The organism is Secundilactobacillus yichangensis, from assembly GCF_016861565.1.
Taxonomy (GTDB): Bacteria; Bacillota; Bacilli; order Lactobacillales; family Lactobacillaceae; genus Secundilactobacillus; species Secundilactobacillus yichangensis.
The window spans coordinates 95530-119304 of record NZ_BOLK01000001.1; the positions used below are offsets into that span (position 1 = coordinate 95530).

At 45.9% G+C, this 23775-nt stretch carries 20 protein-coding genes and 1 riboswitch; of the genes, 19 read left to right on the forward strand and 1 reads right to left on the reverse strand.

The features are described 5' to 3' along the window. Nucleotides 1-79: 79 nt before the first annotated feature. The 17 genes from dnaE (at nt 80) to JUE95_RS00505 (ending at nt 19512) form a co-directional block, all read left to right on the forward strand. Nucleotides 80-3457: a DNA polymerase III subunit alpha gene (gene dnaE / locus JUE95_RS00425; RefSeq protein WP_373305648.1), complete on the forward strand. Its 3378-nt coding sequence runs from the start codon at nt 80-82 to the stop codon at nt 3455-3457. Between the two features lie 207 nt (nt 3458-3664). Continuing rightward, nucleotides 3665-5422, forward strand: a complete 1758-nt coding sequence (gene pyk, locus JUE95_RS00430; RefSeq protein ID WP_203648362.1) for a pyruvate kinase — start codon at nt 3665-3667, stop codon at nt 5420-5422. A 217-nt stretch (nt 5423-5639) separates the two neighbouring features. Continuing rightward, nucleotides 5640-6542, forward strand: a complete 903-nt coding sequence (locus JUE95_RS00435) for a CvfB family protein (protein WP_203648364.1) — start codon at nt 5640-5642, stop codon at nt 6540-6542. After that, nucleotides 6526-7413 carry a site-specific tyrosine recombinase XerD gene (gene xerD, locus JUE95_RS00440; RefSeq protein ID WP_203648366.1) on the forward strand — a complete coding sequence of 296 codons (888 nt, stop codon included), beginning with the start codon at nt 6526-6528 and terminating at the stop codon, nt 7411-7413. The genes JUE95_RS00435 and xerD overlap by 17 nt, the downstream gene beginning before the upstream one ends. A 19-nt stretch (nt 7414-7432) precedes the next feature. Beyond that, entirely contained in the window at nt 7433-7789 is a 357-nt protein-coding gene (locus JUE95_RS00445) for an N-acetyltransferase (protein ID WP_203648368.1), read from the forward strand. Beyond that, nucleotides 7782-8537: a segregation and condensation protein A gene (locus JUE95_RS00450; protein WP_203648376.1), complete on the forward strand. Its 756-nt coding sequence runs from the start codon at nt 7782-7784 to the stop codon at nt 8535-8537. The genes JUE95_RS00445 and JUE95_RS00450 overlap by 8 nt, the downstream gene beginning before the upstream one ends. Then, nucleotides 8534-9121, forward strand: a complete 588-nt coding sequence (gene scpB, locus JUE95_RS00455; protein ID WP_203648378.1) for an SMC-Scp complex subunit ScpB — start codon at nt 8534-8536, stop codon at nt 9119-9121. The genes JUE95_RS00450 and scpB overlap by 4 nt, the downstream gene beginning before the upstream one ends. Nucleotides 9122-9125: 4 nt before the next feature. Then, nucleotides 9126-9854: a pseudouridine synthase gene (locus JUE95_RS00460; protein ID WP_203648380.1), complete on the forward strand. Its 729-nt coding sequence runs from the start codon at nt 9126-9128 to the stop codon at nt 9852-9854. Between the two features lie 55 nt (nt 9855-9909). Further along, nucleotides 9910-10033: riboswitch (FMN riboswitch) on the forward strand. Between the two features lie 109 nt (nt 10034-10142). Then, nucleotides 10143-10730, forward strand: a complete 588-nt coding sequence (locus tag JUE95_RS00465) for an ECF transporter S component (protein ID WP_203648382.1) — start codon at nt 10143-10145, stop codon at nt 10728-10730. Between the two features lie 125 nt (nt 10731-10855). After that, nucleotides 10856-11896: a helix-turn-helix domain-containing protein gene (locus JUE95_RS00470; RefSeq protein ID WP_203648384.1), complete on the forward strand. Its 1041-nt coding sequence runs from the start codon at nt 10856-10858 to the stop codon at nt 11894-11896. Then, nucleotides 11883-13364, forward strand: coding sequence for a RecQ family ATP-dependent DNA helicase (locus tag JUE95_RS00475; RefSeq protein WP_203648386.1), 1482 nt, complete (start codon nt 11883-11885; stop codon nt 13362-13364). The genes JUE95_RS00470 and JUE95_RS00475 overlap by 14 nt, the downstream gene beginning before the upstream one ends. A 66-nt stretch (nt 13365-13430) precedes the next feature. After that, nucleotides 13431-14078 (forward strand): LysM peptidoglycan-binding domain-containing protein, encoded by a 648-nt coding sequence (locus JUE95_RS00480; protein ID WP_203648388.1) that lies wholly within the window; start codon nt 13431-13433, stop codon nt 14076-14078. Nucleotides 14079-14097: 19 nt separating this feature from the next. Further along, nucleotides 14098-14784 (forward strand): (d)CMP kinase, encoded by a 687-nt coding sequence (gene cmk, locus JUE95_RS00485; protein ID WP_203648389.1) that lies wholly within the window; start codon nt 14098-14100, stop codon nt 14782-14784. Between the two features lie 90 nt (nt 14785-14874). Next, nucleotides 14875-16134: a 30S ribosomal protein S1 gene (gene rpsA / locus JUE95_RS00490; RefSeq protein ID WP_203648391.1), complete on the forward strand. Its 1260-nt coding sequence runs from the start codon at nt 14875-14877 to the stop codon at nt 16132-16134. 136 nt (nt 16135-16270) lie between these two features. Further along, a complete protein-coding gene (gene der, locus JUE95_RS00495) occupies nt 16271-17578 on the forward strand; it encodes a ribosome biogenesis GTPase Der (RefSeq protein ID WP_203648392.1) in 1308 nt (435 codons plus the stop codon). Between the two features lie 244 nt (nt 17579-17822). Further along, nucleotides 17823-18098: a non-specific DNA-binding protein Hbs gene (hbs, locus tag JUE95_RS00500; RefSeq protein ID WP_054655222.1), complete on the forward strand. Its 276-nt coding sequence runs from the start codon at nt 17823-17825 to the stop codon at nt 18096-18098. Between the two features lie 145 nt (nt 18099-18243). Then, nucleotides 18244-19512, forward strand: coding sequence for a tetratricopeptide repeat protein (locus JUE95_RS00505; RefSeq protein ID WP_203648393.1), 1269 nt, complete (start codon nt 18244-18246; stop codon nt 19510-19512). A 96-nt stretch (nt 19513-19608) separates the two neighbouring features. On the opposite strand, the gene JUE95_RS00510 is transcribed toward JUE95_RS00505, so the two are convergent. Continuing rightward, on the reverse strand, nt 19609-20454 hold the full coding sequence (locus JUE95_RS00510; protein WP_235995066.1) for a YitT family protein: 846 nt from the start codon (nt 20452-20454) through the stop codon (nt 19609-19611). 215 nt (nt 20455-20669) lie between these two features. Here JUE95_RS00510 and JUE95_RS00515 point away from each other — a divergent pair, with 215 nt between their 5' ends. Continuing rightward, the gene (locus JUE95_RS00515) at nt 20670-21884 is read left to right on the forward strand and encodes a CCA tRNA nucleotidyltransferase (protein WP_203648395.1); all 1215 of its coding nucleotides are present in this window, start codon (nt 20670-20672) and stop codon (nt 21882-21884) included. 4 nt (nt 21885-21888) lie between these two features. After that, nucleotides 21889-23772, forward strand: coding sequence for an ABC-F family ATP-binding cassette domain-containing protein (locus JUE95_RS00520; RefSeq protein WP_203648396.1), 1884 nt, complete (start codon nt 21889-21891; stop codon nt 23770-23772). The last annotated feature ends 3 nt before the right edge of the window (nt 23773-23775 follow it).

The window sequence follows — 23775 nt, forward strand, 5'->3', positions numbered from 1 at the left end:
AACCAAAATGAAAGTCTTAAAATGGGCTACTCTGTTATAATGGAGTCCGGAAGATAACGAGAAAGGAAGCCGATTGATCATGGCGTTTGTTCCACTACAAGTCATTAGCAGCTACAGCCTGCTGCAGAGTACCAACCAACTGGACGAACTGGTAAAAACCGCTGCTCAGCGCGGTTATCAGGCGTTGGCACTGACGGACCGCAACGTCATGTACGGAACGGTAGAGTTCTATCAAACCTGTCAGAAGTATCACGTCCAGCCGATAATCGGTCTAACGGCTGATCTGGCCGGTATTTTTGCCACCGAGCAGACCTTTCCAATGGTATTGCTGGCGAAAAATCAAGTTGGATATCAGCATTTAATGGCGATCTCCTCGTTTTTACAAACGCGTCCAGACCGTGAACCGGTAACGGTGGCGCAAGTGGCGAGATGGCTTAGTGATCTGGTGGTCATTTTACCTAGCGAAAGCGAGCTGCAATACTGGCTTGACCAGGGCGAACAGAAAAATGTGAACCAGTTGCTGGCACGGTTAAGCCGGCCAGTGGACGATAACAGTTTGCTCATTGGCATCGCCCCCACACAGTCGATGACTGTTCGACAGCTACTGACCAAGTTGGCTGCTGAGGCACGGGTTAAGATTGTTGCCTTGCCGGAAGTACGGTATTTGGATGCTGACGACCGGTTTGCAGTCGGTGTTTTAAATGCCATTAAGGATGGTACTACCATCAGCAACCTGGCAGAAGCGCAGAAGAAGACCGGCCAGTATTGGCTGCGGCCGGCTGCTGAGTTTGACAGTGTTTATGAAGGCTTAGGCTTAAAAGCCGCCGCTCAGTTAACTGAAACGGTTGCCAAAGCCTGCCGGGTCCAGCTGAAGTTTCAGCATCCCCAATTGCCCAAATTTCAAACCCCTGATCAGCAGTCAGCGAAAGCTTATTTACTAGCACAGTGCCAAGCGGGACTGTCTAGACGGCTGCAGGAAAATCAGGTGACGGCTGTTAAACCCTATCAAGAACGGTTGGCTCACGAACTGGATGTTATTGACCGGATGGGGTTTAATGATTACTTTTTGATCGTCTGGGACGTGATGCAGTTTACCAAACGGGCCGGTATTACCACTGGTCCCGGCCGTGGATCAGCTGCCGGTTCCTTGGTCGCTTATGTACTGGGAATTACCGATGTTGACCCATTGCAATATCATTTATTATTCGAACGTTTCTTGAACGAAGAACGGGCACAAATGCCTGATATTGATTTAGATATTCCGGATAATCGCCGTGAGGAAGTATTGGAATACGTTCACCAAAAGTACGGTCATCAGCGGGTAGGTCAGATCATCACCTTTGGAACGCTAGCGACGAAGCAAGCCATTCGTGACGTTGGTCGGGTCTTTGGCTTGCGGCCGTACGAACTTAGCGAGTGGAGTAAAACGATTCCCAGCGTGCTGCACATTTCTCTTAAAGAGGCTTACGCGCAGTCACAGCCCCTGCAAAACATGGTGGCAGATTCGCCGACTAACAAGCTGCTGTTTGAAACGGCTTCGAAGCTAGAGGGCTTGCCGCGGCACTATTCCACTCATGCGGCTGGGGTTGTATTGAGCGATAAGCCGCTCACCGATATCGTACCGGTACAAAACGGTTCAGAGACCATGCTCATGACGCAGTACACCAAGGACTACGTGGAACAGGTCGGCCTGTTGAAAATGGATTTCTTGGGTCTGCGGAATTTGAGTCTACTAGCGGCAGCTTTGAAGTACGTTAAAGTCCAAACTGGGTATGATTTAAAGATTAGTCAAATTGATTTGAATGATAAGGACACTTTGGAACTCTTTCAAAGGGGTGATACCAACGGTGTCTTCCAATTCGAATCCAGCGGAATCAAGAACGTTTTGCGACGCTTGCACCCGGATACCTTTGAACTGGTCGCGGCTGTAAACGCTCTGTACCGGCCAGGTCCCATGGAAAATATCGACCACTTTATTAAACGCCGGTTGGGACAAGAACCGGTAACGTATCCCGATGATTCATTGAAAGAGATTTTAGCGCCTACGTATGGCATCATCGTTTATCAGGAGCAGGTGATGCAGGTTGCTTCAACGATGGCCGGTTTTACTTTGGGTCAAGCCGATTTATTGCGGCGGGCCATGAGCAAAAAGAAGCAAGCTACCATGGAAGCCATGCGCAAGCGATTTACGGATGGAGCCGCAGCTAAGGGTCACGCGGTGAAGGTAGCTGAGGCGACTTTTGAGTATATTGACCGGTTTGCTAACTACGGGTTTAACCGGTCTCACGCGGTAGCTTATAGTAAGATGGCCTTTGAGTTAGCCTACCTGAAAACCCATTATCCAGCAGCCTTCTTTACCGCGTTATTGAATTCCGTTTTGAATAATAGCGCGAAAACCAAACTATACTTAATGGAAGCAAAGCGGCACCAAGTTAAGATTTTACCGCCTAACATTAACCATAGCGGTGCTTATTTTCGACTGGAGCAAAACCAGATTCGTTTTGGCCTAGCTTCTATTAAAGGGATGCGCCGTGATCTGCTGCAAAGTATCATTACCGAACGGCAGACCAACGGCCAGTTTAAGTCACTGCATCAATTTCTGCTGCGGCTGGATCCAAAATGGCTGAAGGAAGACTTGATTGAAGGTTTAGTATACTCTGGGGCCTTCGATGAATTTGGCTATAACCGGGCTGAGCTGATTGCCAGCTTGCCAGAATTCTTAAGCAGCGTGGAACTCAGTGGTAACAGTGTGGATCTGTTCGAAGCGCTGGCACCTAAGATTGATCATCAACCTGATTTTCCGTTGAACGAACGGTTAGAGAAGGAAAACGAATACCTGGGGGCTTATTTATCGGGTCATCCGGTGGAACAATATACTGATTTAGCTCAGCAGCGCGGCGCGGTTTCAATCGGCGATCTGAGTGTCGACCAGCACGTAACGCTAGTGGTTTACGTCACTCGAATTCGGACGATTCGGACCAAGCGCGGTGACCAAATGGCCTTTTTGACCGTTAGTGACCTGACGGGAGAAACCAGTATTACAGTCTTTCCGAACACTTACCGGCAGATTGCAAGCTGGCTAGAAAAGGAACAGGTTATTGTGGTCAACGGGAAAACGGAAGCCAACCGGGGCAGCCTGCAGGTAGTAGCTGATTCAATTCAGCAGGCATCGACGGTAAAACCCTCTAAAGCTGAAGTTTCTCAGACTAAAGAGTTGCAGGGCAGCCGCTGGTTTTTGAGGTTAACTGAATCGGCGGATGTACCGGCAATCATGAATCAGCTAACCGGGTTTTTAAAGCAGCATGAGGGTCAGACACCGGTAATTGTTTACCGGGTCAAAGACGACAGCAAACGAATTTTAAACCGGCAATATTGGTTGCCAGCCAGTGAGCAATTGGTAGTCCCATTAGAGCAAATTTTGGGTGATCATAACGTAGTGTTACAAGTAAAACATTAAAGTTTGAGGTTAAATTTATCTAAAGAAAAGCCATGAAAACGCTTTTATGACGGAAATCGTCAGTTTTTGAAGAAACACCGCAGACAACAAATTTGAAAAGTGCTAAAATAACAGTCGGATTCCAAATTGGACTGGTCTAATTGTGATGGCTATCACAAAGTGGCCGATCAACGGATCAGTCTTAAACTCAAAGGAGAGATTTTTCTTATGAAGAAAACCAAGATCGTAAGTACACTTGGTCCCGCTAGTACCGATGTTGACACAATCGTAAAGCTTATTGAGGCCGGCGCGAACATTTTCCGGTTTAACTTTTCTCATGGTGACCATGAAGAACATTTAGACCGTTTAAACAAGGTCCACGAAGCTGAAAAGATTACTGGCAAGACTGTTGGTATTATGCTTGATACCAAGGGTGCTGAAATTCGGACAACCGTTCAAAAGGACGGTAAGATCCAATATCACACTGGTGACAAGCTCCGGATTTCAATGGACGACTCCTTGGAAGGTGTTAAGGATAAGATCGCGGTCACATATCCTGGCTTATTCGATGATGTTAGCGTTGGCGGTCACGTCTTATTCGACGATGGTCTGCTTGACATGGTCATTGATGAAAAGGACGATGCTAAGAAGGAATTAGTTGGTACCATGCAAAACGATGGTGTGCTTGGTTCACGTAAGGGTGTTAACGCACCTGGCGTTTCAATCAACTTACCAGGGATCACCGAAAAGGATTCATCAGATATCCGCTTCGGTTTGGACCATGAAATCAACTTTATCGCTGCATCATTTGTCCGTAAGCCACAAGACGTTATGGACATTCGTGAATTATTGGAAGAAAAGCACATGGAACACGTCCAAATCTTCCCTAAGATCGAATCACAAGAAGGTATCGACAACTTTGACGATATCATCAAGGTTTCTGATGGTTTGATGGTTGCTCGTGGTGACATGGGTGTTGAAATTCCAACTGAAAACGTACCATTGGTACAAAAGCACTTGATCCGTAAGTGCAACATCTTGGGCAAGCCAGTGATTACTGCTACTCAAATGTTGGATTCAATGCAAGAAAACCCACGTCCTACTCGTGCCGAAGCATCTGACGTTGCTAACGCCGTCTTTGATGGTACTGATGCAACCATGCTTTCTGGTGAAAGTGCTAACGGTGAATACCCAGTAGAATCCGTTGCAACTATGAACCGGATCGACATCAAGGCTGAAAATGCTTTGAAGGACTTTGGTACTGACCACATGGACTTAGCTAACGCTGACGTTACTGAATCAATTGGCGCTTCAGTTGCCCGTGTTGCTAAGAGCTTGGGTGTTAAGACCATTGTTGCCGCTACTGAATCAGGCTACACTGCTCGGATGATCAGCAAGTACCGTCCAGATGCAAACATCTTGGCCGTTACCTTTGACGATCGTACCCGTCGTGGTTTGATGGTTAACTGGGGTGTTTACCCAATCGTTGCTGAAAAGCCAGCTAACACCGATGCTATGTTTGATTTAGCAGCTGCTAAAGCTGTTGAAACCGGCTTAGCTAAGGAAGGCGACTTGATCTTGATCACTGCCGGTGTTCCCGTTGGCGAACGCGGTACAACTAACTTGATGAAGGTTCAATTAATCGGCTCAAAGTTAGTTCGCGGCCAAGGTGTCGGCGATGACACTGTTATTGGTAAAGCTGTTTTAGCATCAAACGCTAAAGAAGCTAACAGCAAGACTACTGAAGGCAGCATTCTGGTTGCTAAGAATACTGACAAGGATTACTTGCCAGCTATCGAAAAGGCCAGCGCCGTTATCGTTGAAAACGGTGGCTTAACTTCACACGCAGCCGTAGTTGGTATCTCAATGGGGATTCCAGTTATCGTTGGTGCTGAAGGTGCCTCAGAAAAGATTTCTGATGGTGAATTGATCACTGTTGACTCACGTCGCGGTGTCGTTTATCACGGTGCTTCAAACGCACTTTAATCAACTCAATTAAGCTGATATTTAAAAAGTCTGGCCTTAGGGCTAGGCTTTTTTTAGTGGTTATGAACTTTCAGATTGAGCCGTTAAAAAAAGATTGCCATTACCATTTAAGCACCATCCGGAATTGGGTGAGCTGAGAATAAACTACCACCGCCGGTCAATATGTGCGATAATGTCAAAAGATGTGTAATATAAGAGAACGAACGGGGATACTAAAATGAATAATGAATTAACCCAGTTGCTTGGTCGAGTTATAAGCGGCGAAGTAACTGATGAAAATGACAAACAGTATTTTGTTCAGGTCAGTGGACTGACATTTCGACTTGATAAAGCAGAGATCAAAAAGCCATTAAAGCTGGGCGGTGAGTTCAAAGGTTTTGCTTATGAAAACGAACAGCATCAATTGCAAATCACACGGGACGCACCAAAGGTTCAAGTTGACCATTACGGCTTTGGTGAAGTAGTTCGGGTTCAGCACGGACTTGGTGTTTTCGTCAATATTGGTCTACCTAATAAAGACATCGTGGTTTCACTGGATAATTTACCTGAGATTGCTGGACTTTGGCCTCAACGCGGTGACCGTTTAATGCTGTCCATCACGCTTGATAAGAAGGGCCGGATGTGGGGCGATTTAGGCGATGAAGCTCTTTATCGCGTTATTTCTCAGCCCGTAACGTCTAAGTTGACCAATAAGGACGTTGTGGCAACGGCTTATCGCTTAAAATTAACGGGTACCATGGTACTGACCAGCGATTACAACCTTGGCTTCATTCCGCCTGAAGAACGGGATCAAGAACCCCGTTTAGGGCAGCAATTAAACGCCCGGGTCATTAGTCAATTTCCTGATGGGACCTTAAAACTATCGTTACGGCCACGGGCTTATGAAGCCATTCCAGACGATGCGTTGATGCTGTTAGCAACCCTGCAGCATGCACCGGAAGGTAAAGTCGCTTTTACCGATAAGAGTGATCCAGCTGATATCAAAGATTATTTCGGCATCAGCAAGGGTCAGTTCAAACGGGCAGTGGGTCATTTAATGAAGCAGCGGTTTGCTGAAGAACATGACGGGTACCTGTGGTTGACTGAAGCGGGACGTGATCAAAATGGACGAGCAGATTGAAGATTTTCTGCATGATTTGCGGATTGAACGTGGTTTAGCTGCTAACACCATCAGTTCGTACCGTCTGGATCTTAAAGAATTCCGGCAATTTTTGAATCAGCAAAAGATTACTGACGTTGCCAAGGTAGATCAACTGACAATTCTTAATTTTTTAAAGCAGCAGCAAAATAGCGGCAAAGCACGGAATAGTGTCACCCGGATGGTCTCCACCCTGCGGCACTTTTTCCAGTATTTGGTGCAAAATGAACAGCTTACCGTGGATCCTATGGTGGAAATCAGGGCACCGAAGAAGGGCCGGCCATTGCCCCAGGTACTGACGGTGGCGGAAGTCGATGCCTTATTGGCAGCACCCGATACCAGTAATAAGTATGGAATCCGTGACCGGGCCATTCTAGAAGTGATGTACGCTACCGGCTTGCGGGTCAGTGAACTGGTTCACTTGAAAATGGGTGAGCTCCATTTGGAAATGGGGCTTATTCAGACGATCGGTAAGGGTAATAAGGAGCGCATCATTCCCATTGGGGACGTGGCCATTGACTGGATCAACCGCTACTTGAACCAAAGCCGGCCGCTATTACTGAAACAGCGGACGTCGCCCTACTTATTTTTGAACGCGCATGGCAGCGGCCTAAGCCGTCAAAGTATTTGGCAGAAGATTCAGCGCTATGTCAGTGTGGCAGGAATTCGGAAACACGTGACCCCCCATACGCTGCGGCACTCTTTTGCTACCCATATTCTGGAGAATGGGGCTGATTTGCGAATCGTTCAGGAACTGCTGGGACACTCCGACATTTCTACCACTCAGATTTATACCCATATTTCAAAGAAACATTTAACAGAAGTTTATCGTAAAGCTCATCCAAGAGCGTAACTTTACGGGAGGGATCAGTTTGTTACTTAAATATCGTAATGATTATGAAAAAGTGGCAATGGGGTTGCTCTCTTTTGCGCCCGCATTAAAAAAGATCGACCGTCTGCAAGCAGAACTGCAGTGGTATCAAAATAGTGATGCCAGACAGTTACTTTTGTGGAAGGACGCTAACCAGGATTTTTCTGGGATTGTGGGCGTTGAATTGCGTCCGCATTTTGTTGTGATCAGGTTGATTGCTTTAACACCAGCGGTTCGTAACGCGGGCAACACCAACACAATTTTAACTGAACTGCAGGATATGTATCCGGAACAGCGAATCATGGGCACACTTGAAACAACTCACATTGTTGCTAAATGGGAGGCCAGCCATGAGTGAACAGCCAGTATTGATTCACGTGCAGAACTTTGAAGGCCCCCTGGACCTGCTTTTGCATCTGATCAAGTCATCATCCATCGACATTTACGATATTCCCATCGTCTCAATTACCGATCAATATATGACCGCGCTTCGACAAATGCAGGATCATCAGCTGGACGTGGCCGGTGATTACTTTGTGATGGCGGCCACACTGATGAAGATGAAGGCGAAACTTTTGCTGCCAGCAGATGAAACGCCTGCTGATGAAGAAGACGAGCCCAGCCTGGAAGAAATGCAGGATGATCTGGTTAAGCGATTGGTGAAGTATCAGCGTTATAAACAGGCAGCTGGCTGGTTCAAACAGCAGGCGGCTGCCCGGCAAAAGTTTTATACCCGACCGGAAATGGCAGTACCAGCTGGTGTTAAATTGGGCAAGCTGGCACCAGGGTTAACCGTGACCAATCTGCGACGGGTTCTGGCAGAACTGACCCAGCGAAAGCGACAGCCGGAATTGCCGATGCGGCTGATTCGGGATGAACAGTACACGGTTAAGGGGCAGATCCATACTCTGCGATTCAAACTCAGTAAAGTGCGAGTAGCCGTGCCGTTCGGTCAGCTGTTTGATCAAAAACCCAACAAGGAAGAACTGGTGACGACGTTTTTGGCATTGCTGGAAATGACTAAGCAGCACGAAGTAGCAGTGGATCAGCCTAGTCGAGTTATGCCGATTACGGTTAAACCAGCAAAATTGGGAGAAGAAGAATGAGTAAGATACAGCAATTAGAAGCCCTGCTGTTCGTCAGCGGCGAGTCAGGACTAACGGTTCAGGAATTGGCTAATTTAACCGATTCAATGGTACCGGCGGTTAATCAGTCGTTATCTAAGTTAAACCAGAAGTATGCCGGTGATCCGGATTCGGCATTAGTAATCTTGAAAGCCAATGATACGGTTCGGCTGGCGACCAAGGAGAGTTTAGCTAACATTGTCAGCCAGTACTTTGAAGCCCCCAGTTCCACCGGCCTGTCGCAGGCCTCACTAGAAGTTTTAGCAATTATTGCGTATAATCAACCGATAACCCGTGTGGAAATTGACGAGATTCGCGGGGTTCAAAGCTCCGGCACACTAAACAAGCTATTATTACGGCAGCTGATCACCGAATCAGGCCGCAAAAAGGGGCCAGGGCGTCCCAAACTCTATAAAACTACGGATTACTTTATGGACTATTTTGGCCTCAAGCAGCTGGCAGATCTGCCACCGCTGCCAGAAGCCCAAACGACAGTAGACGACGAACAGAATGGCGATTTATTTTTAAAACGATTTAACGAACAGATAAACTCGGAGGATAAATAATTACATGGAACGATTGCAAAAAGTTATGGCACATGCTGGCGTTGCTTCACGACGCAGTTCAGAAAAACTGATTACGTCCGGTCACGTTAAAGTTAACGGCGAAACGGTGACCGAATTAGGCGTTAAGGTCAGTAAACATGATCACATTACCGTGGATGAAATGCCAATCCAAACGGAAATGCCGATTTATATTTTAATGAACAAGCCTCGACAGGTGGTTTCAACGGTTTCAGACGATAAGCACCGTAAAACGGTCATTGATCTGCTAGATGATGAAATCAAGGAACGGGTTTACCCGGTAGGCCGTCTGGACTACGATACAACGGGCTTGATCCTGCTGACCAATGACGGTGAATTGGCTAACCAGCTGACGCACCCAAAGTATGAGGTTGACAAGACTTACGTTGCTAAAGTTGAAGGTATTCCAACTAACGAAGAATTGAAGCACCTGCGTAAGGGCGTTAACATCGACGGTAAGCACACTTCACCTGCCAAGTCCAAGTTACTGTCCAGCGATGATGGCCGAAAAACGGCGATTGTTTCGCTGACCATTCATGAAGGCAAGAACCATCAGGTCAAGAAGATGCTGCAAGCCATCGGTCACCCCGTTATGAAACTGAAGCGGGAGACCTATGCGTTTTTGACTCTCAAAGGCGTTTTACCTGGTGAATTTCGTGAGCTGAACCCCGAAGAAGTCAAGGAGCTTAAGCGCCTGGCACAGCTGGACAAATAACTTGCATTTTTAAAGCTTATCTCGTACACTTGGAGTAAGTAAATTAAATAGAGTGGTTCATCTTCAGGGCAGGGTGTAATTCCCGACCGGCGGTAATAGTCCGCGACCTACTTTTTAGGAGTAGTTGATTCGGTGTAACTCCGAAACCGACAGTAAAGTCTGGTATAAAGAAGATTGGGTTAACACAAATGATTGTGAAACCGAATTAATTTTCCTCTGGAGAAAATTGATTCGGCTTTTTTGTTTGCGTTTTCATTTGAAGATGACCAGTTTTGGAGGGTATATTTAATGGAACACAGTCAACCATTTAGCATTCGCCAGGTCGTTATCATGTCGTTGTTTGCTGGAATCTCGTTTTTGCTCTACTTTATTTCGTTTCCAATTTTACCGTTTGTTTCTTATATGAAGGTTGATTTTTCTGATATTCCAATATTATTAGGGATGATTATGTTTGGACCGGTGGGCGGCATTTTAATTGCGGCCATTAAAGGGCTGCTTTACTGGCTGATGACGGGTGTCGACATTGCTAATTTTATTGGTGTTGCAGCCGGATTTGTAGCTTCAGTAAGTTTTATGCTGCCAATCTACTACGTCTTAAAGTACGTTCGGAAGTATAAGACGGTAACCCGACTCACCTTAGCGGCTATTGCTGGTACGGTAAGCCTATCCGTCATTATGGCGATATTGAACGTGACAGTACTCATACCGGTTTATATGGCCGTACTGCATATGAAGATCACGATTCCGCTTTCTCAAATGATTCTGTTCGGGGTGGTACCGTTCAATTTGATTAAGGGCGTACTAGTCGGGGCAGTTTTCGTGGTTGTCGCTGATCGCATGAAGACTTTTCTACGGCACCAGTCAAAGCTGCTGTAAATCAATTAAACTCAAAATATGAATGACAGGATGGCCAATGCGTGCCATCCTGTTTTGTTGTACTAGACAGTAAATTTGCAGTGTGGGAAAATGAATGCAGACTATTGAGCGGGGGGAAATCGACGATGGATGCCACACAATTAATAACGTTTTTATCACCGACAGCCCCAAGACGTTTACGCGTGATTGAAAATATTCTCGTTGGTAAACGGACAGTTTCTACCTTGTACTGGGGAATGCGTTATCATCAGCTCTCTTGGTTAGGCTACGAGAAAGGACTGACTAGAGAAACAATGAATCAATCGGTTGCTGAATTAAACGAACGGGGTTGGGTAATCGTTGACCAGACCAATGCCCAACTGACTGATAGGGGAGCTGCCGAGCAGCGACGAGTGCTTCAAAGTAGGTACCAGCCACAGTATTTCAATATTCGGCTGGTGATTGATGTTGCGACGTTTTGGCAACGGCTTTTGCTGGCAACCCAGGTGGTTTCAGAACAAAGCTATCAAAATAACCAGTACTATCCGCTCCAGGTTTCTTGGCAAGTTAAGCAGACGATCAAGCGGTGGTTCAGCCACTATCACAACAGCGGCCTGCAAGGTGATTTTCAGGCCTTCTGGCAGACCTTTTTCACGCAATTGCCCAGTAAACAAGCGACTTTTATGAGCCGTTTACTCGTTGGACATCAGCAGCCAGGTGAAACACTGACGCAGGTTGCCCGTGATTTTGGCCTGGGGGAATCTGAAGCCAAATTAATGGAAGTTGATTTGATTTGTCAGTTAGCTAAGCGCGTTTCTCAGACTGACAATGGCAGTGTTCACGCACTGCTTTCAGGACTAAAAACGCCACTGATCAGTGAAAGTGCAGCGTTGACTTTGCGTAGTTTTATGGCTGGCGAGTCACTGCAGACCATCAGTCAGAAACGGGCACTGAAACTTAGCACCGTGCGGGAACATCTACTGGAGGCGGCGATTATGCTGCCGAAAGAACAGTTCAACTTTCAGCGGGTCTTACAGCCTAAACTGGTTGCCCAAATGCAGGACCGGTTGGGCGCTGTACCGCTTGATGAATGGCAGTTTAAACAAGTTGAGGATTTGCAGGTTGAGTTTTGGCAGTTTCGGCTGTTGGAAATTTTAAGGAGTAAACAAATTGATGATAAGCACTGAACAACTGTATCAGACCCTTAAACAGCATTTCAGATTCACTGATTTTCGTGCTGGTCAGCTAGATGCTTTAACAGCACTATCAGCGGGTCAGAATACACTTGCCGTTCTGCCGACGGGGGCCGGGAAAACCTTAATTTATGAACTGTATGGTGTGGTCACACAAAAGTTGGTGCTGATCGTGTCACCACTGATTTCCCTAATGCAGGATCAAGTGACCGCCTTGACTGTCAAGGGTGAAAAGCGGGCGGCGGCTTTGACTTCTTTGATGACTTACTCGGAAAAGAATTGGGTTTTACGGCACTTGAGTGAATACCGATTCTTATTTGTTTCACCGGAAATGCTTAGCCAAGACCAAATACTCAGTGCCTTTCAACGGGTCCAGATCGGACTATTGGTGGTAGATGAAGCCCACTGTATTTCCACGTGGGGTCCGGATTTCCGGCCAGAATACCTGCTGCTGGGGCAGATTCGCCATCAGCTGGGAGATCCGCTAACGTTAATGGCAACCGCCACGGCAACTCAGCACGTCAGGGATGATATCAAACAAAAATTGCAGTTACCGCAGGCCACTGAAATTGTGGAACCTGTGGACCGGCAGAATATCTTTCTGTCGGTTGAACGCTTTGATACTCAAAACGATAAAAACGACCGTTTGATTGAATTGGTTGCCAAACTAAAAAAGCCGGGTGTCGTCTATTTTTCCAGTAAAAAGAAAGCTAATGAAATGGCGGAACTGCTGACGGCTAAGACAAACAGCAAAGTGGCAGCCTACCACGCTGACTTGGATCCGGAAACCCGGTTTAAAGTTCAGCAGCAGTTTATGCAGGATCAGCTGGATGTGATCTGTGCCACCAGTGCGTTTGGCATGGGGATCGATAAGAATAACGTTCGGTTTGTCATCCACTATCATGTGCCCAGCGATGTTGAATCATACTGGCAGGAAATTGGCCGGGCAGGGCGAGATGGTGAGCAAAGCGTTGCCATTTTACTTTATCAGTCTGGTGATGAACAGATTGCGCAGTTCCTAAGTGAAGCCACCATTCCACAGGACAATGAAATTCACTATTATTTTCAGCAAAATGCCCCCCAAATTGCTGGCGATGAGAAAGCTAATTTGATTTGGTTTTACAAACAGCACGGCTACCGGGAAGATCAATTGCAAGCGGCTTTTGCTAAACGGCGGGAACAGCGGTTGCTAGCTTTAAGGAAGATGATGGGCTACCTGCGGACGACGGCGTGCAAACGACGCTATATCCAAGCCTATTTTGATCAGCTTAAGGGAGATGATCATCTTCCTAAGCACTGCTGCAGCAGCGATGAACCGCAGCCTGACTTTAAGGGACTCGGCTTGCTTGCTTCAACCGCGGACAGTGCCGCTGCTAACGATCCGCAAAACAGTAACACTGAGTGGCAGGCTATTTTAACCCGGCTCTTTAATTTTGCCGGCCATCAGTCGGGTGCTCTTTAAAAAAATTCCCATAGAAGCGCCAGCTATGGTACAATTCGTAATGAAAGTTTTTGAGGAGGTAACATGATGGATCCAAAAAAAGACGATCAGTCATCTGAAACAAAACCTTGGGACCAGTCGTTTGGGGACGACCGGGATGACCAAGGTAATTTGTCCCGGACTAAACGGCATCGACAAAGCCATAACAACCGATTGATCACGATTATTTTAGTAGCTATTATTATTATCATTGCGGTGGGGTCTTTGATATACGGCCTAGCACGTCAAAGTGCGATGAATAAACCCGATAATTCAATGAGTGTTTCTAGTGAGCAGACCAGCTCTGTTACCCAGACACATCACAAAAAGGCTGCCAAATCTGCATCGGAGAAGGCAGCTTCATCTATCTCTGCAAAAAAAGCCTCTGCTGATGCCAGTTCGAAGTCGCAAAATTCGGGCAGCACTGCGGATTCCAACACAACGTCGGCATCACGGACGCAGCAAAGCAGTGAATCAGCAACCGCTGCGCAGCCAGCTACCGCAACTAAGCCTGCCAAGTCGGCTTCTTCACATCATTCGACCAGCTCAGCAGCGGGTTCGAAGTACGCCGTTGTTGGTCAAGGTCAAGGAATTTATCGGGTAGCTGTGAATAACGGTATTTCAGTTGAACGATTGAAACAGCTAAACCCTGGTCTTACCACGCTAAGACCAAACCAGAGAGTACGCGTCAAATAAGTTGATACAGGTGGATATAATGTCAAACAAAAAATTACAGGTTGCAATTGATGGACCAGCTTCTGCTGGTAAAAGTACGGTGGCTAAGAAAATTGCCCACCGGTTTCGTTATGTTTATTGTGATACCGGTGCCATGTACCGGACGGTCACGTTAAAGGCGATGCAGCAGCACGTTGCATTAGACGATGCTGATGCGCTGGCTGCAATGCTGAAAACCACGAAGATTGAATTTAAACCAGGAAATCCCGAACAATTAGTTTTTCTTGATGGTCAGGAAGTGACCATGGCTATTCGGCAGCCTGACGTGACGAATAACGTCTCGACCGTAGCTGCGCAAGGAAGTGTTCGTAAGGATTTAACGGAACGGCAAAGAGCCATTGCTGAAGCCGGCGGAATCGTCATGGACGGCCGTGATATCGGGACTTCGGTTTTACCAAAAGCCGAAGTAAAGATCTTTTTGGTTGCCAGTGTTGAAGAGCGGGCACAGCGACGTTTCAAAGATAACGCCGAAAAGGGGATCCATACGCCAATAGACGAGCTGCGCGAGGAGATTCAAACTCGTGATCATAAGGACTCGACCAGGGCGATTTCACCCCTGACTCAGGCTAAGGATGCCATTCGATTGGACACGACTTCATTGTCAATTGACGAAGTGGTTGACAAAATCAGCGACATAATTGCTCAAAAACAAAAAGAATTCGTGTAAAATCGCATAAAAGTTCGTCATGCTACTGGTATTATTGTTAATTTTCGGATAAAATATAAGTTAGAGTTGTCGCAAGGAGGAAAAGTTCGTATGAGTGAAAACAATAACAATGAGAACAACGATTTATTGAATGCTTTAAATAGCATTGAAACGGTGAAAGTTGGTGACGTCGTCAAGGGTGAAGTATTGGCCATTGATGATGATAAGCAAGCCATCGTTGGTATCGAGGGCACCGGTATTGAAGGTGTGGTACCACAAAAGGAACTTTCAACAAAACCAGTTTCAGATATCAATGATGTCATCAAAGTTGGTGATACCCTTGATTTAGTTGTTATCTCAAAGATTGGTAACGACAAGGAAGGCGGCAGTTACTTGCTATCTGTTCGTCGTCTTGAGGCCCGTAAAGTTTGGGATGAGATTCAAAAGAAGTATGAGGCTGGTGAAACGATTGAAGCACCCGTTACCCAAGTGGTTAAGGGCGGTTTAGTTGTTGATGCAGGTGTTCGTGGTTTCGTGCCTGCTTCAATGATCAGTGATCACTTCGTTGAAGATCTGAACCAGTTTAAGGGTCAGACGTTAACCTTTAAGATTATTGAAATCGAACCTAGTGAAAACCGTTTGATCTTGTCACACCGTGCCTTGGTTGAACAAGAAAAGGCTGCTAAGCGTGAAGAAATCATGGATACCCTTAAAGCCGGCGAAACGGTTGAAGGTAAAGTTGCTCGTTTGACCAACTTCGGTGCCTTCGTTGACCTCGGCGGTGTTGATGGCTTGGTTCACGTTTCTGAAATTGCTTACGAACGTGTTGAGAAGCCTTCAGATGTATTGAAGGTTGGTCAAGAAGTTAAAGTTAAGGTCTTATCAGTTGATCCAGACCGTAACCGAATTTCTCTCTCAATCAAGCAGACCTTACCAGAACCATGGGATGGTATTGAAGAAAAAGCTCCTGAAGGTTCAGTTCTGGAAGGAACTGTTAAGCGTTTGACAAGCTTTGGTGCCTTTGTTGAAGTCTTCCCTGGTGTTGAAGGGCTTGTTCATATTTCTCAAATTGCTCACGAACACATTGCCACACCAAATGATGTCTTATCAACTGGTGAAAAGGTTAAGGTCAAGGTTTTGGAAGTTCACCCAGACGCTCATCGTTTGGCACTTTCAATCAAAGCGTTGAAAGAAAAGCCAGCTGGTAGCGAAAGCCACGAACAACCAAAGCAACAACAACGTGCACCAAGAAAGCAAGCTGCACCTACTCAGATGTCAACTGACGATGATGATGCCGGCTTTACTTTAGGTGATTTGATTGGTGATCAACTGAAGAACGCCCAAAAGGACTCAGATTCAGATAACAAGTAATCGAATCAATGTTTCAAAACAGAAATTTTCATTAAATCAATTAAAATGTCATTTTGAAACGGAATGCCAGTTTCAAGATGACATTTTTGTTGTGATTTAACCGTTACGATTTAAAGACAGAAAAGAGGGATGTTGTATGAGTATGCCAACAATTGCCATTGTCGGGCGACCAAACGTGGGTAAATCGACCATTTTTAACCGGATTGCCGGGGATCGGATTTCCATCGTTGAAGATACGCCTGGCGTTACCCGTGACCGGATCTATGCGCACGGCGAATGGCTCGGAAACACGTTCAGCATGATTGATACCGGTGGTATTGACATGGGAGACGAACCGTTTTTAAAACAAATTACGCAACAAGCCGAGGTGGCCATCGATGAAGCTGACGTGATTGTTTTTGTTGTCAGCGTTAAAGAGGGCATCACCGATGCCGATGATAAAGTGGCTAAGATCCTTTATCGAGCTGACAAGCCAGTTGTCCTGGCTGTTAATAAAGCTGATAATCCAGAATTACGTCAGGATATCTATGATTTTTACTCGCTAGGATTTGGCGATCCGTATCCTATTTCTGGCGCTCATGGATTAGGGCTGGGAGATTTGTTAGATGCTGTGATCAAGGCTTTTCCGGATAAAGAAGGACAGGTTGATGATGACAGTATTCGGTTTAGCTTGATTGGCCGGCCAAACGTTGGCAAATCATCACTGGTAAACGCCTTACTGGGTGAGGATCGAGTCATTGTCTCTGAAATTGCTGGGACGACCCGTGATGCCATTGATACCAAATTCGTTGCTGACTCTACCGAATTTACGATGGTTGATACTGCTGGGATCCGCAAACGTGGTAAAGTGTATGAAAATACCGAACGCTATAGTGTGATGCGGGCGATGAAAGCCATCGATAATTCCGATGTTGTTTTGTTTGTACTAAATGCCGAAGAAGGTATTCGTGAACAGGATAAGCGGGTTGCCGGTTACGCACATGAAGCTGGCCGTGGAATCATCATTGTGGTAAACAAGTGGGACACCCTAAAGAAGAATAATCAAACACTGCACGACTTTGAAGTGCACGTTAGAGAAGAATTTCAGTATTTGGCATATGCGCCCATTGTGTTTGTGTCGGCGAAAACTCATCAGCGTTTGAGTGAGCTGCCAGCCATGATTAAAACCGTTGCTGGTAACCATGCTAAACGCGTACAGTCGTCAACGTTGAACGAAGTCATCATGGATGCTATTGCCATGAACCCAACGCCAAATGATAATGGCCGTCGTTTACGGGTTTACTACGCGACTCAAGTGGCCATTCAGCCGCCAACTTTTGTTTTGTTCGTCAATGATCCGGATCTGATGCATTTTTCATACGAACGCTACCTCGAAAATCAGATTCGTGAACACTTCGATTTTTCCGGGACGCCAATTCATCTGATTGAACGTCACCGAAAGTAGGCTAGGCGCTGATTCAGGCCGATTTGCGCTCATTTTTCAGGCTTGTACGTAAAAAATCACCTTTTTGACATAATTATTGGTCAGAAACTGTAAAAAACCTTGCTATGATAGGCTTTGTGTGCTATCTTGGAATCAGAAATGATACGGAATGCCGTTATTATTTCAGTGGCCTGATTGACTTGTTGATCGGCTAGATGAGATGATTTTGTACTCATCATATATTATCCAAGGAGGCGAATCATTCATGGCAAATAAAGCACAACTTGTTAACGATGTCGCAGCTGCAACCGGCTTAACTAAGAAGGATGCAACCGCAGCAGTAGATGCAGTATTTGACTCAGTTCAAGCAACTTTGGCTAAGGGCGAAAAGGTACAATTAATCGGCTTTGGTAACTTCGAAGTTCGCGAACGTGCAGCTCGTAAGGGTCGTAACCCACAAACGGGTGCCGAAATTCAAATTCCTGCAAGCAAAGTACCAGCATTCAAGCCTGGTAAAGCTTTGAAGGACGCTGTTAAATAATTTATTATTGACGGTGGAAGCCAATCCGATGAGGGTTGGCTTTTTATTTTGCGTCAATAATACGTGAAAATAAGTGCCATGCTTGTTTGCCGATTCCTAAAGTGATAACATATAGTCTCATGAATGAACGAAACGGAGGGTTAAAATGAGTTACTCACAGCAAGCCCTTGACCAGCTGGAACGCGGTCAACTTGATCAGTTTAAAAAAGCTTATGCCAGCGCTTTGCGCCATGATGATGACGATACACTTTACAGTCTAGCTGAGGAACTTTATTCGCTGGGCTTTTTGAACCAGTCACGGCGAATTTACGAAAAATTACTAGAACGTTATCCCGATGAAGATGATTTACGGGTCAACTTGGCTGACGTTCTCATTGATGATGATAAAAATGACGAAGCTCTAATGCTTTTGAATGAAGTTTCCAAGGATTCACCGGCGTACGTCCGCTCACTGATGGTGGCCGCCGACTTATACCAGACGCAGGAACTGTTCGAAGTCAGCGAACAGAAGTTGTTAGAAGCACTCAAGCTAGCACCGGAAGAGCCGGCCATTCAGTTTGCTTTGGCGGAGCTGTACTTTGTGATGCGTGAATTTAAGAAGGCCATTCCGCTGTACCTTGGCTTGATCAAGCAGGGAATCCCTGAATTTAGTTCGGTGAACTTAGTTGAACGAATCGGTGTGGCATATGCCAATGCTGGTCGGTTCGAGCAGGCCATTGGCTACTTGAAACAAATCCATTCGGCTGATATGACGCCTGATGTGAAATTTGAGACGGCGTTTACCTATCTGCAGTTAAAAGATTATAAACCGGCCATTCGATTGTTCGAAGAAATTAAGGATGCTGACCCGCAATACACCAGTCTTTATCCTTATCTTGGGCAGGCACTGGTAGCTGAAAACCGGCTAGACGATGCCTTAAAGGCGCTCCAAGAAGGTCTGGGCGTTGACCAGTATAATGAGAAGTTGTGGTCGTATGCGGCTGATATTGCCGCTAGGGTGGAGAATGAGTCGCTGACTGAGACCTACCTGAAAAAGGGCCACGATTTGGACCCTGATGATTTGGATATTGTCATTAAATTATCTAATCTTTACGTCAAGCAGGGCCGTTTTCAGGATAACGTGGACTTTCTCACGGATTATGTGGGGCAGGATAACCTGGATCCGCAGCTGTACTGGAATTTGGCAACGTCTTACGCCAGGTTAGAGCAGTATGACCAAGCGGACCGGTATTATCAGGCGGCGGCACCGTATTTTATGGATCAGGCTGACTTCTTGAAGCCCGCAGTTTATTTCTTCCGTGAAATGGGTGAGCGTGATGAAATGCTGAAAGTGCTGAAAGCTTACGTTAAAGTCGTTCCAGATGATGCCGAAATGGCGGAAATGCTGGAAACTGAAGAGGAAAATGATTTCTAAAACGAACAATGAAGATCGCTGAAGAGGCGATCTTTTTTAAATAAGTTAATAATAAAAAGTTACTTTAAATTATGAATCAAAACAAAAAACACGCCACTAACGAGCGTGTTTAAATAGCCCGTGACTGGGGCGGGAATAGGTAAAGCCTTCGCCAATCGCTTCATTAACATCAAAAATCGTCATGAAGGCGTTCTTGTCAATTTCACCGACAATCATTTGCAGGTCGTGTAGCTCGCTGGGACTGACAACAACGTAGAGCATTGGCCGGTTCTGGTGAGAATAGCCGCCTTCACCGTGCAGAATACTCACACCACGCTCCATCACTGTCATCACTTGGTCGACAATTTTCTGCGATTTTGAACTGACAATCAGGACACCTTTGGCAGCATAAGTTCCGCTAAGAATGAAGTTGACTAGTCGTGAAAAGACGTATGAATAAAGTATGGTATAAGCCATGTGCCGAATATCAATGTAAACCAGTGAGAAGCAGAGGACTAAGATATCTAACCATAGTAGAGTTTGTCCCATGGGAATGCCACGGTAGCGTTCGAAAATCCGGGCAATGATATCCGTTCCGCCGGTGGTGCCGCCAAACCGGTACAGCAAACCGCTACCGGCACCCCCGGTGATTCCAGCTGCCATTGCGGCCAAAAACAGGTCGTGGTGCAGATCGATACTCAGTGGCACACGCTGCCAAACCCACAGAAACACGGATAGCATAATGGTGCCATACAACGTGTAAATAATGGCTCGGCGGCCTAAAAAGCGATAGCCGAATAAAATCAGTGGTATGTTGATCAAAATAGTGGAGTAGGCCGGGTTAAAGTTGAATAACCCCTTTAGAATCAGTGTCACACCACTAATACCGCCATCTGCCAGCTGATTGGCAATGTTAAACATGACCAGCGCGAAGGCGTAAGCAGCACAGCCCACGGTGATCATCAGCAGATCAACGAAGCGAATTTTTTCCTCAACATTGTTAGCCAAGCTAATCCCCCCTAAAATTAATATTTTCCTTTTATACGTGTAGTGATATTCCTCAATTATCATAGCATATTCAATTGAAGTGTAGTTGGTTATGGTAGGGATATCTGGTAAACTTGAATAGACTGAAAAATAGAAGTTGAAGCATAACTCAGATAAAAGGGTCGATCAAAATGAAAATTGAAACACTACCGGAAGAATTTATAAAAGCACAGCCAATCATTGACACCATTGAAGCCGCCGGGTATGAAGCTTACTATGTCGGTGGTTCGGTTCGTGACACCCTATTAGGCTTGCCAATTCACGACGTCGACATTGCTACAAGTGCCTACCCTGAAGAAGTGAAATCGTTGTTTAAACGAACGGTTGATACTGGAATTGAACACGGGACCGTCATGATTCTTGATCACGGCACCGGGTATGAAACCACAACTTTTAGAACGGAGTCGGGTTATCAGGATTATCGCAGACCAGATTCGGTTAAGTTCGTCAGATCTTTGAAAGAGGATTTGAACCGCAGGGATTTTACGATCAATGCTTTGGCCCTGAAAACTGATGGGACGATCATTGATTATTTTGACGGGTTAACGGACTTAAAAAATCATCGGATCCGTGCGGTAGGCAACCCTGAAAAACGCTTTAATGAAGATGCCTTGCGTATGATGCGGGCAGTTCGCTTTGCCAGTCAGTTAAACTTTAAGATTGACCCAGAAACGGTTGCTGGTATTGAACACCATGGCAGTTTGCTGACCAAAATTGCCGTGGAACGGATTCACGTGGAATTCGTTAAAATGCTGTTAGGTCAGTGGCCGGCCATGGGACTTGACGTCTTTATGGAGACGGGGTTATACCAATATTGTCCGGACTTTGAGCCCTACAAAGAGCAGCTTAACCAGTTGCGTGCCGAGCTGACAAGCGGCTTAAGTGACGAGACGGCTGTCTGGACGTTACTGGCTTCAGTCTTTGACTTATCTAGCAAACAGATTAACCAATTGCTGAAAGACTGGAAGTCAGCTAACCAGCTGATAGATGATGTGCAAGTAGCTGCCAAAGCAGTTCGGGCTATTTCAACCAATGAGGTAGACGCTTGGTTGCTCTATCAGACGGGGAGCAATTTGCTGAAGATTGCTAACGAAGTTGCTGGCAAGTTGGGGCAGTCATCCTACGAAACGGCTACTCTGTTAGCCCGGTATGACAGTTTACAGATTCATGCTAAGAAGGCGTTGCTGATTACTGGTCAGGATCTAATGGCAGCCGGTGTTAAACCCGGACCGCAGCTAGGACAGGCACTCAATTTTCTGGAACGTCAGGTGGTTGAGGGTAAATTGAATAATCAAAACCAGGAACTGCTGAATGCAGCAATTAAATATTTAAACGAGAAAGCGTGACCAAATGCAAACATTAAGAGCAGAAGGATTGACTCGAACATACGGCGAAAAGACGCTGTTTGATAAGGTCGATTTCATTATTAACGAAAATGATCGAATTGGTTTAATTGGGACCAATGGTAGTGGCAAAACCAGCTTATTAAATACGTTAGCTGGGCTGGCGCAATATTCGGGTGACATTATTACCCCCAATGACTACTCCATTGCTTATTTGAAACAAGAACCAGAATTCAACGACGAGCAGACCATTATGGATGCCGTCTTTTCTGGTTCGCAAAAGGTGTTTAAAATTATCCGCCGTTACGAAGATACCCTAGCGGCGTACAGCGACGATCCGGCAGATAAGAAGAAACAGCAGCAGTACATGGATGCCGAAGCACAAATGAACGAAGCTGACGCTTGGAACGCTGAAAGCGACGTTAAAACCATTTTGACGCAGCTGCACATTAGTGATTTAAACCAGCAAATGGGCACCTTATCCGGCGGTCAGCGGAAGCGGGTTGGCCTAGCACAGGTCTTGATTCAGGCGCCAGATCTGTTGTTACTGGATGAACCCACCAACCACTTGGACTTTGATTCCATTGATTGGCTGGAGAAATACTTAGCGAACTATAAGGGTGCTTTACTGGTCGTTACCCATGACCGTTACTTCTTGGATCAAGTGGCTAACCATATTTGGGAACTGTCTTTTGGCCGCTTATTTCACTATGACGGCAATTACCAGGACTACGTTGGCCAAAAAGCTGAACGAGTGGAACAAGAAGCCAATGCTGATCACAAGCAGCAACAGCTCTACAAGCAGGAACTGGCTTGGATGAAGGCTGGTGCTCACGCCCGTTCGACCAAACAGCAGGCACGGATCAACCGGTTTAATGATCTCAAAGAAAATATGGGCAATACACCTACTGAACAGGACGTTTCCATTGATTTGGGTCAGGCACGACTGGGCAAGCAGGTGATTGAGCTCAAAGATGCTAACTTAAAATTAGATGATCACGTAATTTTAAAGGACTTCAACCTGCTGATTCAAGCCGGGGACCGAATCGGGATCTCTGGTGAAAATGGCGCCGGTAAATCGTCTCTCTTAAACGTCATGGCACAACGGCTGCCGCTTGACTCAGGGACTATTACAATTGGTGAAACGGTTAAGATGGCCTATTACACGCAACGGACAGAACCAATTCCAGACGATAAGCGAATTATTAACTACCTTAGCGAGGTTGGTAATAACGTCACTGATAAAAGCGGTCATTCAATTTCAGTTTCAGAACTGCTGGAGCAATTCCTGTTTCCACGGTTTATGCACGGGACTTTGATTCGTAAACTCTCCGGCGGTGAAAAACGGCGGCTGTACCTACTGAAATTATTGATGGAACAGCCCAATGTTCTGTTCTTGGATGAACCGACCAATGATTTGGATATTTCCACACTAACGGTACTGGAAGATTACGTTAATCATTTTAACGGTACCGTTATTACCGTCTCTCATGACCGTTATTTCTTGGACAAGGTGGCAGATAAGCTACTGATTTTTGATGGTAACGGCAAAATTGAGCGTTACAGCGGGTTATTTACCGACTACTTAGCCGGTCAGAAGAAGACGCAGTCGAGCAGCAAGAAGGCAGCTCCCAAACCGAAGTCGGAACCCGTTGCACCAGCTAAACAGGAAAAGACTAAGCTCACTTACAAGGAACAATTAGAGTGGGATGGAATCGAAGATGAAATTGACGCGCTAGAAAAGAAAAAAGCCGATTTGCAGTCAAAGATGACCCAAAACGGCGATAATTATGATAAATTAGCTACATTACAATCTGATTTTGAAGCAACGGACCATCAACTGGACGAAAAAATGGCCCGGTGGGATTATTTAAGCCAGTACGTTGACTAAGGA